10 protein-coding genes, 1 tRNA gene and 2 pseudogenes are annotated in these 14,162 nt (G+C 56.7%); 4 read left to right on the forward strand and 9 right to left on the reverse strand.

Annotation, left to right across the window (positions count from 1 at the left end; translation table 11 throughout):
- Nucleotides 1-12 precede the first annotated feature (12 nt).
- The gene (locus tag QLG03_RS06300; protein ID WP_023289073.1) at nt 13-354 is read left to right on the forward strand and encodes a PTS fructose-like transporter subunit IIB; all 342 of its coding nucleotides are present in this window, start codon (nt 13-15) and stop codon (nt 352-354) included.
- Nucleotides 355-367: 13 nt separating this feature from the next.
- Here the strand turns inward: QLG03_RS06300 and QLG03_RS06305 are convergent, their stop codons facing one another.
- Nucleotides 368-1,135, reverse strand: a complete 768-nt coding sequence (locus QLG03_RS06305; protein WP_049014883.1) for a phytanoyl-CoA dioxygenase family protein — start codon at nt 1,133-1,135, stop codon at nt 368-370.
- Nucleotides 1,136-1,396: 261 nt separating this feature from the next.
- Here QLG03_RS06305 and QLG03_RS06310 point away from each other — a divergent pair, with 261 nt between their 5' ends.
- Nucleotides 1,397-2,230, forward strand: a complete 834-nt coding sequence (locus QLG03_RS06310; protein WP_255988081.1) for an AraC family transcriptional regulator — start codon at nt 1,397-1,399, stop codon at nt 2,228-2,230.
- Between the two features lie 17 nt (nt 2,231-2,247).
- Here QLG03_RS06310 and QLG03_RS06315 read toward each other — a convergent pair whose 3' ends face one another.
- The 4 genes from QLG03_RS06315 to QLG03_RS06330 all read right to left on the reverse strand — a co-directional run bounded on the left by QLG03_RS06315 (nt 2,248) and on the right by QLG03_RS06330 (nt 7,034).
- The gene (locus QLG03_RS06315) at nt 2,248-3,147 is read right to left on the reverse strand and encodes a GGDEF domain-containing protein (protein ID WP_255988083.1); all 900 of its coding nucleotides are present in this window, start codon (nt 3,145-3,147) and stop codon (nt 2,248-2,250) included.
- A gap of 244 nt (nt 3,148-3,391) precedes the next feature.
- Nucleotides 3,392-4,420 (reverse strand): ABC transporter ATP-binding protein, encoded by a 1,029-nt coding sequence (locus QLG03_RS06320; RefSeq protein WP_023289069.1) that lies wholly within the window; start codon nt 4,418-4,420, stop codon nt 3,392-3,394.
- A gap of 1 nt (nt 4,421) precedes the next feature.
- A complete protein-coding gene (locus QLG03_RS06325) occupies nt 4,422-5,996 on the reverse strand; it encodes an iron ABC transporter permease (protein ID WP_048297191.1) in 1,575 nt (524 codons plus the stop codon).
- Nucleotides 5,997-6,017: 21 nt separating this feature from the next.
- On the reverse strand, nt 6,018-7,034 hold the full coding sequence (locus tag QLG03_RS06330) for an iron ABC transporter substrate-binding protein (RefSeq protein ID WP_032455292.1): 1,017 nt from the start codon (nt 7,032-7,034) through the stop codon (nt 6,018-6,020).
- A 402-nt stretch (nt 7,035-7,436) separates the two neighbouring features.
- Here QLG03_RS06330 and QLG03_RS06335 point away from each other — a divergent pair.
- Nucleotides 7,437-8,051 (forward strand): annotated as a pseudogene (locus tag QLG03_RS06335) (CSS-motif domain-containing protein); the annotation flags it as partial.
- Nucleotides 8,052-8,210: 159 nt separating this feature from the next.
- Nucleotides 8,211-8,972, forward strand: a pseudogene (locus tag QLG03_RS06340) (EAL domain-containing protein); the annotation flags it as partial.
- Nucleotides 8,973-9,015: 43 nt separating this feature from the next.
- Here the strand turns inward: QLG03_RS06340 and QLG03_RS06345 are convergent.
- From QLG03_RS06345 to QLG03_RS06360, 4 genes are all read right to left on the reverse strand, one after another.
- Nucleotides 9,016-9,357 (reverse strand): STAS domain-containing protein, encoded by a 342-nt coding sequence (locus tag QLG03_RS06345; protein WP_237902127.1) that lies wholly within the window; start codon nt 9,355-9,357, stop codon nt 9,016-9,018.
- 63 nt (nt 9,358-9,420) lie between these two features.
- Nucleotides 9,421-11,847, reverse strand: a complete 2,427-nt coding sequence (locus QLG03_RS06350; protein ID WP_255988089.1) for a glycogen/starch/alpha-glucan phosphorylase — start codon at nt 11,845-11,847, stop codon at nt 9,421-9,423.
- 322 nt (nt 11,848-12,169) lie between these two features.
- A tRNA-Ser gene (locus QLG03_RS06355) sits at nt 12,170-12,257 on the reverse strand.
- Between the two features lie 119 nt (nt 12,258-12,376).
- Nucleotides 12,377-14,029 carry an ABC transporter substrate-binding protein gene (locus QLG03_RS06360; RefSeq protein WP_255988091.1) on the reverse strand — a complete coding sequence of 551 codons (1,653 nt, stop codon included), beginning with the start codon at nt 14,027-14,029 and terminating at the stop codon, nt 12,377-12,379.
- Nucleotides 14,030-14,162: the final 133 nt, after the last annotated feature.

A 14,162-nucleotide genomic window follows, 5' to 3' on the forward strand; every position in this document is an offset into this window, starting at 1 on the left:
CAGGAGGATGTTATGGACTTCAATATTATCGCCGTCACCGCCTGCGTCAGCGGAGTGGCGCACACCTATATGGCTGCCGAACGGCTGGAAAAGGTCGGTCATCATGAAAAATGGCATCTGAAGGTGGAAACTCAGGGCGCGCTCGGCGTTGAAAATCGCATTACCGCAGAAGATATCGCCCGCGCCGAAGTGGTGCTGCTGGTGACGGATATCGAAATTGACGACGCCCAGCGCTTTCGCGGCCTGCGGACGATTAAAACCAGCATCAAGAGCTTCCTGCTGCAGCCGCAGCAGATCGTCGAGGCCGTGAAAAGCATCATGAAAAAGCCGGTCGTCTATGTTGAACTTCCCTGACCGGCGACGGGCCTTACTCTACATCCAGCAACCACTTTTGCGCTGGCGTCAGGCGGCTGGCCGTCTCGGGCGTCAGCCAGCGCCGCTGGTCCTGCTGCGGCGTATCCGCGCGATCGATGTATAACCCATGCAGCACACGTCGTCTGCTGCCCTCACGATTACGCGTGCCGCCGTGCCAGGCGTGAGCGTTGTAAATCATCACGCTCCCGGCCGGCGCAGCAAACACGATTTCATCAGGGTGGGCCTGCTCCGGGTCGGCCAGTACCTCTTCCGGGAGCTCAGGACGCAGGTGGGTACCGGGGATAATCCGCGGCGCGCCGTTGGCGGCGCTCAAATCGTCTATCGCCCAGATGGTATTCACCAGGTGGACTTTGGGAAAATCCGGGCGCGGCTTTTTCCAGTCGGCGTGCAGCGGCTGGTGGCCGCCGTTATATAACGCCTCGCGCGCGTTGAGGCTGGAGACTTTAAAATCGCCGTCGAAGATATAGCGGCAGGCGGAGAGGATCAGCGGATGAGCCCAGACTTTCTCCCAGATAACCCCCTTATTCACCAGGTTGGCGATCCGCGTCGCGGTCGCTTCCTGATGATGTTCCATCGCCAGATTGTCGCCTTCGCGCTCAACCAGGGTATCAATTAGCCGTCGCATTTCGCTCAGCCACTGGGCGTCAACGACATTATGCACAACGGTGTAGCCGAGGGTGTCGAGCTCGTGTTTCATTTGCGCGCTGAGCGCCAGGCTGGCGCCTAACGCATCGAGAAAGCTAGCTGATGATGAGTTCATGTTGCGTTCCTTTTTAACGTTCCGATAACACAAACAAACTCTACTGGTCCATCCGCGGCATGACAGGAGGCGAGCGCTACGAAAAACTGGACATACGTACGCGAGCCAACAAAGTGTGATGGGCGTCAACAATCACGTTTTCGGCGATGCCTGTGCTGTAGCTGACCGGGAATCCACCGCGCAAAATGGCTTAACAAACGCTGCCGGGGAGGAAAAAATAGATTATCATCAACAGGATAATGCGCATGCTGAGGGCAAAGAATGATTGAAGATCTGCCGGATATACTGCATCGGTTAATCGGTCAAAAAGATCGCTTACAGGTGAGATTTCCTGAGCCGGATATCTCCGTGCCTGCCCTTGCCTTCAACGTACCGTTTCCACGTCTGGAAATTGTGCTGGAGGGTCAGCTTAATGAACAGGGGCTGCCGCTAGCCGCTTCGACGTTAACCGCGCTGCAGGTACTCTACGTGCAGGCGGGAAAGTGGACGCTGCCGCAGTGGACCGGCCCGGCCACTACCCTGAGTATCCTGTTTGGCCGGCAGAAACTGGGATTCAGTATTCAGCGCTGGGACGGGAAAAGCCTGCACACGGAGAAGCAAAGCGTTGCCCGCCTCGGGCCGCGCGTGGGCTCTTACCTGCTGCTGAGCCTGAATGAAGTCAGCCTGCAGCCCGATCCGCTGACCGCCCGGCTGGTGGTCGCCGCGCTACTGAGCCACTGTCGCGAACAGCTGGTTGGGCTGGAAATGCGCGTCAGTCGCAGCCGGGATCTGTTTCTTGCCGTTCAGGACTATCTCGAGGAAAATCTGAGCCTGCCGCTGACGCGGGAATCAGTGGCCAGACGTTTTCACATCACGCCCAACTATCTTTCGCATATTTTTCAGAAATCAGGCTCGGTGGGATTTAACGAATATCTGACCCGGGTGCGTCTTGAAAAGGCAAAACAGCTGCTGCGCGGCTATGACCTGAAGATGAAAGAGATCGCCCATAACTGCGGCTTTGTCGACAGCAACTATTTTTGCCGGGTCTTCAAACGCTACACCGAGCGTTCGCCGTCAGAGTATCGGCGACACTGCCGCAGCGCACAGCAGGCCTAACCTGCCGTGTCGGAATATTACGCCCACTCCACGCGCCCGCGCCCGTTGTGCTTGGCCTTGTACAACGCCTCGTCGACTTTGCGGATAAACGTCTCCTGCGCTTCGCCCGACCGCCAGGTTCCGACGCCAATGCTGATCGACAGCGGTGTTTGATGATTGATCAGGATGGTGCGGGCATTGTCGAGGATCGCCTGCGCCAGATCGTGCAGCTCAGGCTCCGACAGGCCATCGACGATAATGGCAAACTCTTCCCCACCGATACGCGCCGGCAGGACCTGCTCGCTGGTCAGTTTCGCCAGCTGTTTCCCCAGGGAAAATAACACTTCATCCCCCACCAGGTGGCCCCAGGTATCGTTGATTTTCTTAAAAAAATCGATATCCAGGATCATGAGTCCCAAGGCATGTCCGGACTTTTCGCGAATGGTATCGATAAAAAAGCGGCGGTTGGGCAACTGAGTGAGCTCATCTTTTAGGGATTGCGAGCGCGCGTCAACGTACAGCAGGTTGATGCGCTCAATAATTTTGTAGACGCCCACCACGGTCAGCAGCATCCCGGAGAGGCGCAGCAGATCTTCGCAGTAGTAGCCCATCCAGCGCGGCTGAACCACCATCTCATCCATCACATCGAACGTGCCGCCGGCAATCCACAGCAGCAGCCCATAGCGCACCCAGTTGACGGCAATATGGCTCATCCGCACCTTCGCTGAGCTCCACAGCATAAACACCAGAAACAGCAGCGCCAGCAAATCGATATAGAGTCCGGGGTTGGCCAGGATTTCTCGCCACGTGCCGATGGGCGGCGACACCAGCGCACAGCCGACAGCGACGGCGAAGATAACCAGCAGCGCAGGCAGTAGCGTACCCCGCGCCAAAGCGGACGGAATGGGGCGTTTCGCAGGAATAAGGCATTCAGGCATAGCGATGTCTCATGGTAACCACAGGGCCGATCGCGGGACAGGATAGCAGTTAAGCGCAGCGGGACGAATGAAAAAGCGACGCGCCGACAAAACGGCGGTGAGGTAGACTGACCCCGCGGAATTGTTCCAACGTACTACCACTCCATGGCGACGAGGTCAGTGGCGCGGATACTATCGGCTAAATCCATCAGCTGATTAGCTTTCCGTGCGGCGCCACCGATAACCGGCGGCGCCTGCTCAGAGATTAGCCGCTGAACACTCGCGCCTTGCCGCTGACCGTCAGTCGCACCGTCGCGCCGGGCTGCCACGCCGGCTGGCTTACGGTTCGCAGGACAATCGGCCGATCGTGCCCGGACATCGACAGCGTCAGCGTGGAGAGCTGGCCGGAGAAATCAACATCGCGGATGGTGGCGGTACTTTCCTGCGGCCCGCTCACGCTGACGCTCAGCTGTTCCGGACGCAACATCACCTTACCTTCACCAGCAGGATGCCCTGCGTCTGTCGCCAGGTCGCCCAGCGCGCAGCTGGCCCGCCCGGGGCTCAGCCGTGCGGGGAGGATCAGGGCATCGCCGAGAAACAGCGCCGTCTCTTCATCCACCGGCTGCGCGTAAACCGCCAGCGGGGTCCCCACCTGGGCGAAACGCCCCTGGCGCATCACCGCCACCTGTGTGGCGAACGACAGCGCTTCGGTCTGGTCATGGGTCACCAGAATCGAGGCGATGCCGGTCTCCGCCAGCAGATCGGCGGTCGCTTTGCGCGTGCTGGCGCGCAGGCCGGTGTCCAGGGCAGAAAAGGGTTCATCGAGCAGCATCAGCGCCGGCTGCTGGGCCAGGGCGCGAGCCAGAGCCACACGCTGCTGCTGGCCACCGGAGATCTCATGCGGCCAGTGGCGCGCCAGGCTGTGGTCGAGGGCGACCATCTCCATCAGCGCGCCCACCCGGCGACGTTTTTCCTCGCGGCTGGCGTCCAGTCCCCAGGCGATATTGTCCGCCACATTGAGGTGAGGAAACAGCGCCCCCTCCTGCGGAACATAGCCGATCCGTCGCTGGTGGGCAGGAACAAACACGCCCTCGGCAAACAGCGGCGCGCCGTGCATCACGATCCGCCCGCTGTCGGGCGTTTCGAAACCGGCAAGAATGCGCAGCAGCGTGGTTTTTCCCGAACCCGACGGACCCACTATAGCCGTCCGGCTACCCGGCGCCACCTGAAGATGAATATTATCGAGGACCTGCGCGTCGGCGAAGGATTTCGAAACAGAAGACAATTCCAGCATGTTACAACCCTGCCATTTTTTTCGACTGCATATAGAGAACCGCCGTCAGCGGCAGCGAAATGACGATCATCAACAGCGCGTAGGGCGCCGCCGCCACGTAGTCGATCTCGCTGGTTAACGCCCAGAATCCGGTCGACAACGTGCGGGTGCCTAACGGCGAGAGCAGCAGCGTGGCGGTCAGCTCATTGCTGACGCCGAGGAACACCAGCGCGGCGCCGGCGGCCGCCCCCGGGGCGGCAAGCCGCATGGTGATACTCCACAGGGCGCGGGCCGGGCTGCGTCCGAGACTGCGGGCGACGTTTTCCAGCTCCACCGGCGCCTGGGCGATACCGGCGCGCAGGTTAATCAGCGCCCGCGGCATAAACATCAGCAAATAGGCCAGAAACAGCGTCACTTCGGTCTGGTACACCGGACGGGCATAGTGGATGGTGACGGTGACCAGCGCCAGCGCGGTCACGATGCCGGGCAGCGAGCTGGTGATGTAATTACACCCCTCCAGCAGGCGGAACAGCGGACGCGGATAGCGCACGCCGAGCCAGGCGATGGGGATCGCGCAGACCGTCGTCAGCAGCGCCCCGCCCGCACCCAGCAGCAGCGTTTGACGCAGGGAATGCCACAGATCGGCATGCAGCCAGTTGTCGATACCGCCCAGCCACAGCCAGCGTCCCAGGACCAGCAACGGCACCCCCATCGCCAGCAACACCAGCAACAGAAGCAGCAGCTGCGCGCCGAAAGCGGCCCCTTTACCCAGCACCAGGCGCTTCTGCTCGCGCGCCGCCCCGGCGCCGATACGCGCATAGCGCGCTTTACCGCGCGAAACGCTCTCCAGCAGCAGGATCGCCAGACAGCACAGAGCCAGCACGCCCGCCAGCATATTGGCGGCCGGACCGCTGAAGGTCGACTGGAACTGATCGTAAATGGCGGTAGTGAAAGTATCGAAGCGGATCATCACATACAGACCATATTCCGCCAGCAGATGCAGAGCCACCAGCAGCGCACCGCCGCAGATAGCCAGCCGCAGCTGCGGGAGGACCACCCGAAAGAACACTTTCCACGGCGGAGTGCCCAGCGATGCGGCGACATCTTCAAGCGTGGGATCGAGTCGGCGCAGCACGGCCGCCACCGGCATATAGATAAACGGATAGTAGGCCAGCACGGAAAGAAACACCCCGGCGCCCAGGCCATGCAGCGAGGGCGCAGCGCTGACCCACGCGTAGCTCTGAACAAAGGCTGGAATGGCCAGCGGGGCCACCGCCAGCGCCGACCACAGCTGCCGCCCGGCCAGCGCGGTACGTTCCGTCAGCCAGGCCAGCGTCACGCCAAGCACAATGCTGATGGGGACCGCCAGCACCGTCAGCCACAGGGTATTGCTGAGCAGCTCGCCTACCCGCGGGCGAAAGACCAGCGCTTTGATTGTCGGCCAGCCGGTATCGAATCCGACCGCCACCACAAACCCTAACGGCAACAGCGCCAGCAATGAAAACAGGAGCGCTAAGGCAACCATCGGAAATGCAGGACGCCTGCGCTCGGGCAGGCGTCCTGTTTTCTTTCCGAGCGACAGACTCAGAACAGACATAGCAACATCACTTCCTCAGGATCAGAGCAGGCCAGCCTGCGTCATCAGTTCAATGACCTTTTTACTGTTCAGCGAGGAAGGTTCTACCTTCGGGGCATCCAGATCTTTCAGCGGGGTCAGTTTCGGGTTAGAGGCCGCGTCTACCCCCACCGCATATTCGAAGGCGTTATTGGTGCGCAGCGCATCCTGTCCCTGCTTACCGGTGATCCATTTAATAAAGGCCTGAGCCTGCGCTTTATGTTTGCTGGAGGCCAGCACGCCGCCGCCGGAAATGCTGACGAAGGCCCCTGGATCCTGGTGTTTGAAGTAATACAGTTGGGTGTTTTTGCTGTTCTCGCCGGTTTTTGACTGGTCAACGAAGCGATAGTAATGGTAGATCACCCCGCCGTCGATCTGCCCGGCGTTGACCGCTTTCATCACCGTGCTGTTGCCTTTATAGGCGACAAAGTTGGTTTTCATCGCCTTCAGCCAGTCGAGGGTCGCCTGCTCACCCTTCAGCGCCAGCATCGCGCTGACGATAGCCTGGAAATCCGCCCCCGATGGCGAAGCCGCCCAGCGGCCCTTCCACTCCGGTTTTGCCAGATCCATCAGCGAGTGCGGCAGCTGCGCCTCGCTGATTTTCGCCGGGTTATAGACGAAGACGGTGCTGCGCGCGGCGATGCCGATCCAGCGACCGTGCTGAGGGCGGTACTGCGCCGGAACCTGCTGCAGGGTCGCCGCATCCAGCGGGGCGAAAAGTTTGGCATTATCAACCAGCACCATCGACGGCGAGTTCTCGGTCAGAAACACATCGGCTGGCGACGCGGCGCCTTCCTGAACCAGCTGATTACCCAGCTCGCTGTCATCACCATTGCGCAGCGTGACTTTAATACCGGTCTCTTTCGTAAATCCATCCACCCACGACTTCACCAGATTTTCGTGTTGGGCGTTGTAGACCACAATCCCGTCCTGACCGTCAGCCGCCATCCCTTGCGGCGCCAGAAACAGAGAAGCGGCAACCAGCGCTGCCGTGCGGAGGGGCGATAAGCGAGATTTCATGAACGCATCCTTAATGAAATAGGGCAATTAATGGTAAATAGCCTGAGCGGAGAGGATTAAATCACAGCAAAAAAAGAATGATAATGAAAACAATTATCATAAACTTAAAAAAGCAAAAAATAGCGCCGGTCTGTTATTAGGGATTAGAAAATGCTTAAAACCATCCGTTCCCGAAATTTAGATTAAGAAAACATTAAGCTGCGATTATTTTATTGCCTTCGTGACAGAGCAGCCGCCTCTGCACGTTATCTGCGGTCTTTGCCGGCGGGTATTGTGATACTGATCATGTTTTTAATATGCGCCGTCATCGCGAAAGATATCCCCCTTCTACGATCATTAAAAAGCCTTTACCGTCAGAGGGATGGTTAACTTTATGCACACTCACCCTGGCACGCACGATAAATGAAAGAGATAAAGCGGCGAAACGCATGGATTGCCTTTTCCCTCGCGCTGGTGGTATTTCTGGCTGGCGTGTTCGTCATTAACTGGCAACTGTGGCATTCCGACCAGGCCGCCCATGTCGCCGCCGCCCGCCAGGCGGCGACGAAAATCGCCGTTATTCTGGATGAGGCCCGCACAGCAACGGTGACGGCGATGAACGTTAGCCGCAGCGGGTGCTCGGAACAGGGTCAGTTTCAGCTCGGAACGGAGGCCGCCCTGCAGCCGCATCTGCGCACCATTATGCTGATAAAAGAGGGCCAGGTGTGGTGTTCGTCCCTGCCCGGCAACCGGGTCCTGACGCTCAGCCCTGTGTCTTTATCTGACGAACCTCTGATGCTGCTCCCGGCCAGAATGATGGTCAATAAGCGTCCGGTGCTGATCTATCAGACGCACTCAGCGCAGATCCGGGTGATTGTCACTATCAGCGACGTCCATCTGCGCGATGCGCTATATAGCAATTCGGATAGCAATGGGCTGGCCCTATGGGTTCAGGATCAAATGATTGCCAGGCATGGCGATGTCCAGCCACAGGCTGCTGATCCAAGCCGGAGCGTTTTTACCTCGCCGGCCTATCCGTTTCGCATTGCCTATCCCGAGTCATCTTTTTTAAGCCCCGGCCGCCTGGTGAATAATGGCGCCGGTTTGCTGATTTTTATTTTCTCTGTTTCGCTGCTGTTTTATTTTCTGATGCGTAAATTTCTCAATGTTTACACCTCTGAAGAGGAAAAGTTGCGCTATGCCATCGCCCAGGGCTATATCGTTCCCTACTACCAGCCTTTGGTGAACGGGAAAACCGGTGAGATATACGGTGTGGAAATACTGGCACGCTGGCAAAACACCACCACGCCCTCGCGTTCACCTGCTGAATTTATACCGCTGGCCGAGCGTACCGGCTTAATTATTCCGCTGACCCGCAGCCTGATGGCGCAGGTAACCGCCCAGATGAGACCGCTCTTTAATAAACTACCGGATGGGTTTCATATCGGCCTCAACATCAGCGCGTCGCATATTAACTCGCCGACGTTTATCGATGATTGTCTGCACTTTCAGCGCGGCTTTGAGGGTAAAGCAGTAAAGCTGATGCTGGAGATCACCGAGCAGGAACCGCTGTTACTCAATGGGGCGGTGGTCGACAAGCTCAACAGGTTACACAACTGCGGGTTTTCCATCGCGCTGGACGACTTTGGTACCGGCTATTCCGGGCTTTCCTATCTGCACGAACTGGTGTTTGATTACATTAAAATCGATCAGAGCTTTGTCGGTCGCGTGACCGGAGAGACACCGTCAAGCAAGCTGCTGGACTGCGTGATAGAGATGGCCCGAACGCTTTCACTGCGCATCATTGCCGAGGGCGTTGAAACCCAGGCCCAGCTGGATTACCTCAATCGCCAGAATATTTCTCTGCTGCAGGGCTACTTCTTCTGGAAGCCGATGCCCTACGTCGCGCTGGTGATGCTCCTGCTGAGTAAACCGAAGGCACGGATTATCGAAGAATAAACGGGCGGTCAGTAACCCGGCGGCAATCCTGCCCTGCACAATCTCATCCCTGAGCAAACAGGTTCAGCGCCTCCTGACGGTTCACTTTAATAGAAAAGATACGATCCATACGGGTAAGCTTGAACAGGTTCTGGATCGTCCCGTTGAGCGAACACAGCACCAGCTCTCCCTGCCCACTGACGCTCTTGAGTATGGATACCAGGGCGCCCAGGCAACTGCTGTCGATAAACTCGACATGGCTCAGATCCAGCAGTACGTTTTTCGTCTCCCCGTCGATGGCCTCGAGAACCTGCTGCTTAAACGCCGAGACAACGGAAGCATCCAGTCGACGCACCAGGGGCACGATAATTTTGACGCCCTGCTCAGTATGTAATTCAACGTTCATCTTTATCCTCAATGTTGGCTGACACCTGTCAACGCGACTCAGTTCTGTTCGGCGTGTGCTTTTTTAGCGGGTGATGCCCCAGATATCCCTGGCGTAGCCGCGGATAGTTCTGTCGCTGGAAAACTCCCCCATCCGGCAAATGTTGAGCAAGGCCCGGCGGTGCCAGCGATCCGGTTGTTCAAAATCAGCCATCGCCTGCTGTTGCACCTGACAATAACTGTCGAAATCCAGCAGATGGCAGTAATGATCGGCCCCCGTCAGCATCTGATGCAGCGGCGCAAACCGTTCGCGATCGGCGGTAAACTGCCCGGACACCAGGCTATCGACCACTCGCGCGATAGCCGGATTCTGATGATAGAACGCATGGTGACGCCCGAGGCGTCGGCTCTCTTCAATCTCTTCCGCCACCGCGCCAAACAGATAAAAATTATCGATCCCCACTGCCTCGCGGATTTCGATATTCGCCCCATCATAGGTGCCGATAGTTAACGCGCCGTTCATGGCAAACTTCATATTGCTGGTGCCGGACGCCTCGGTCCCGGCGGTGGAAATTTGCTCAGAGAGATCCGTGGCGGGAATAATTTTTTCCGCCAGCGAGACTTTATAATCTTCGAGGAAAACCACTTTAAGCTGCCCGGCGACCTGCGGGTCACTGTTAATTTTTCGGGCAACGGTATTAATCAACTGAATAATCAGCTTCGCCATCCGGTAGCCCGGCGCCGCTTTACCCGCAAACAAATGGACCTTAGGCGCAATCGTTCTCCCTGCCTCTTTGATATCCAGGTACAGCGCGATCACGTGAAGAATATTGAGTAACTGTCGTTTGTATTCGTGAATACGTTTGACCTGACAGTCAAACATGGCCAGCGGATCCAGCGGGATGCCGTAGCGTTGCGCCACCAGCTGGCTGAGCGCGGTTTTGTTGGCAAATTTTATGGCCCGGATATTGTCAATAACGGCCGGATCGTCGACGAGGTTTTCCAGACGGGAGAGCTGGGGTAAATCGGTTGGCCACCCCTCCCCCAATTGTTGGCGCAAAAACTCTGCCAGCCCAGGGTTAGCCTGCTGCACCCAACGACGCGGTGTGACGCCGTTGGTCTGATTAATGAATTTCTCCGGGGTGATAAAATAGAAATCAGGCACCAGCTGTTTTTTGACCAATTCTGAGTGCAGCCACGCCACCCCATTCACGCGATGGCTACCGACAATGGCCAGATTAGCCATGCGGATTTGCTTATCATGATGTTCGTCAATTAAAGACAGCGAAGATAACAGATGATTTTTATCCGGCCAGCGCCGGGCCACCGCTTCGAGAAAACGGTGGTTAATCTCAAATATAATCTGCAAGTGACGCGGCAGAAGTTTCTCAAACAACGACACCGGCCAGGTCTCCAGCGCTTCCGGCATCAGCGTATGATTGGTGTAGGCGCAGGTATTTTGCGTTATCTCCCACGCCTGCTCCCAGGGCAGTCGGTATTCGTCCACGAGGATCCGCATCAGCTCCACCACCGCCAATGCCGGATGGGTGTCATTAAGCTGAATAGCCACATGCTGCGCCAGCAAAGTAATGTCGTCATTAACCTCAGCGTAGTCACGAAATATATCCCGCAGCGTACAGGCCACCAGAAAATATTCTTGGGTCAGCCGCAGCTCTTTTCCGGTCAGCACCTCATCGGAAGGATAGAGTATTTTTGAAATATTCTCCGAGGCGATTTTTTCACTCACCGCCTTGATATAATCGCCGCGATTAAAAATATGGATATTAAAGGAGTCAGAGGCTACCGCGCTGTAGAGACGCAGCTTGTTGGTGGTCGTATCCCGGTAGCCGGAAACAAAATAGTCATGGGGAATACCAACGATAGTTTTCCAGCCGAGCCACATCGGGTTGTAATTACCATCAATATCTTCGCTATGCTCGATATACCCCCCCAGCGGGATCAGAATGTGCTGGGCGTGATGCTCCACCAGCCATGGGGAATGCATGGAGTGCCAGTCATCAGGATGTTCGATCTGCTGATCGTTTTGAAAGGACTGGCGAAAAAGGCCATATTCGTATTTGATGCCATGCCCGGACGCTGCAATGTCAAGGGTGGCCATCGAGTCGATAAAGCAAGCGGCTAAGCGCCCTAATCCGCCGTTACCCAGCGCGGCGTCAGGCTCCTCGTCAAGGAGGCGTTCAAGATCAAACCCCAGGTCATTGACCACCTGGCGCATCTCCGACAGTAAATTCATATTCACCAGGTTATTACGCAGCGACTGGCCGAGTAAAAACTCCATCGACAGGTAGTAAACTCGCTTTTTTCGCGCTTCGCGCTGCCGCGCCTGGCTCGACAGAAAATGGTCCTGCTGAAAATGACGAATGGCCAGCGCCACCGCGTTAAAAATATCGCCTTGCGTGGCTTTATTTAAGCTGACACACAGCGTGTATTTTAATTGCTCTTCAACCAACGCCCGTAATTCTTTGATATCTTGCGGATTAATGACAGGCATGCTGACCTCACTGGTCTCTTTTCTGCGTTAAACCGTGGCAGGTAAATCATCATTTTTCCAAGTATAGACGAAGTTTTTTTGCGGAAAGTTTTTATTCCTGAGCATCAATTCGCTTATATCGTGCTTCGGAACAATTAACATTCCTCCTTTTAAACGGATTGGTGGTTTCATTTTCGCCAGCTGATAACGCTGCGGCGCTGACAGAGTCAACGAGATTTCGCATGGCGGGCTTGCGAGGTCGGGAGGTCAGGATGAAGCGCGAATGAGATGGTCAAAGGGAAAAGCAAAAAGGGGTTACCTTTCGGTAACCCCTTCTTTTATATGGCGGAAGCGCAGAGATTCGAACTCTGGAACCCTTTCGGGTCGCCGGTTTTCAAGACCGGTGCCTTCAACCGCTCGGCCACACTTCCGGTGTGAGGCGCACTATAAACACCTCGGCGGATGCTGTAAAGCACCATTTTGTTCAACTGCCTTAAAAACAAACAAATCTGTGTTATTCGTCTGAATTTCAGGCAGTTCGCACAGAAAATCAGCGCCCATCGCCGCTCGCGGACGGCAGTTTCTTTATGTACATATCTTTGGTGTAGTAGTACCCCAGTTTGTCCGGCGTGAAGCCGCCCACCCAGGGCTTCACTAAATGGGTACGCACATAGTGATAGACCGGAATGGCGGGAACATCCTGCGCCAGCAGATCTTCCGCCTGCTGATAGTATTTGCCGCGGGTCGCCACGTCGGTGGCTTTCGCCGCGTTGTGCAGCGCCTCATCGTAAGCCGGGTTGCTGTACTGACTGGTGTTCTCGCTATCCCCGGTGCGGAAGGTATTGAGGAAGGAGGCGGCATCGTCGTAGTCGGCAATCCACGCGTAGCGGACGGCGTCAAAATTATGCGTATGCATCGTATCCAGCATCGTCTTCCACTCCTGGTTCTGCAGCTTCACCTCGACGCCGAGGTTTTTCTTCCACATAGAGCTGGCGGCGATGGCGATGCGCTGATGTGACTCGTAGGTGTTATATAGCAGGGTAAAGACCAGTGGGTGCCGCTCATCGTACCCTGCCTGCGCCAGCAGTTTTTTCGCCTCGGCAATCCGCTTCTCGCGCGGCCAGCTGGCATAGTCCGGGCTGTGTAGCGTCACGCCGCCAATATCCGGCTGACTGATCACCCAGGCCGGGCGCTGGCCCTGGCCGAGTACTTTTCCGGCAATGATATCTTTATCAAGCGCCATATTCAGCGCCCGACGCACGCGCGCGTCGTTAAACGGCGGCCGGGTGGTATTGAACTCGTAGTAATAGGTCGCCAACTGTGGCGAAACGTCCAGCTGGTCGCCCATGGTTTTCTGCAACTGCGCAAACTGATTGATCGGCACCGTGTAAACAATATCGATCTCCCCCGCTTTGTAGCGATTGACATCGGCGGCCTCGGAAGAGACTGGCAGGTAAGTGACTTTATTGATAACCGTGTGCGCATTGTCCCAGTACTTCACATTACGTTCAGCCACCAGCCGTTCATTCACCACCCATTGGGTCAGCTTATAGGGCCCGCTGGTGACGATATGCTCTGGCCGGGTCCATTTATCGGCAAAACGCTCCACCAGCACTTTGTCGATCGGCACCAGCGCGGGGTGCGCCAGCATCGCCAGGAAGGCAGCATTCGGCTGAGTCAGGGTGACCTGCAGCGTGGTGTCGTTTAGGGCTTTCACCCCCAGCGTCTCGGGGCCCTTTTGCCCCAGGGCAATCTCTCGGGCGTTGGTGATATGCATATTGCCGGGGTAGCTTGCATAGGGGGAGGCGGTGGCCGGCGAGACCAGCCGTTGCCAGCTCCAGACGATATCCTGCGCCGTGATGGCCGTGCCGTCGGACCAGGTCAGACCGGGACGTAAATGGAAGGTCCACAGCTGGTTGTCCTTGTTTTCCCAGCGTTCCGCCAGCCGGGGCTCGACCGCCCCCGCAGGCGATACGCTGACCAGACCTTCGAAGAGATCGCTAATAATATTATTTTCAACGTCGCTCTCGACTTTGTGCGGATCGAGCGAGGCTGGTTCACTGCCGTTATTTCTGACCAGCTCCTGCTTTTCCGCCAGCTGGGTGCCCGGCGGCACCTGCGCCGCCTGGGCCCCGCCGATCATTGCTATCATACTGACTGCCAGCAGCGTTCGCGTGATGTGATTGTTTTGATGTAATGTCATTTCCCTTTGCCTTTAACGTACGGAGTTATTCCCCCTTCCACACTTAGTCGCAGAATTTCAATAAAGCAATATTTTTCAGTAACCTATAAGATTTCGATCGGCTCACCGAAGCGAAACGCGAAAACATATCGCT

Source organism: Klebsiella sp. V115_8 (genome assembly GCF_029967715.1).
In the GTDB taxonomy this organism is placed as follows: domain Bacteria; phylum Pseudomonadota; class Gammaproteobacteria; order Enterobacterales; family Enterobacteriaceae; genus Klebsiella; species Klebsiella quasipneumoniae.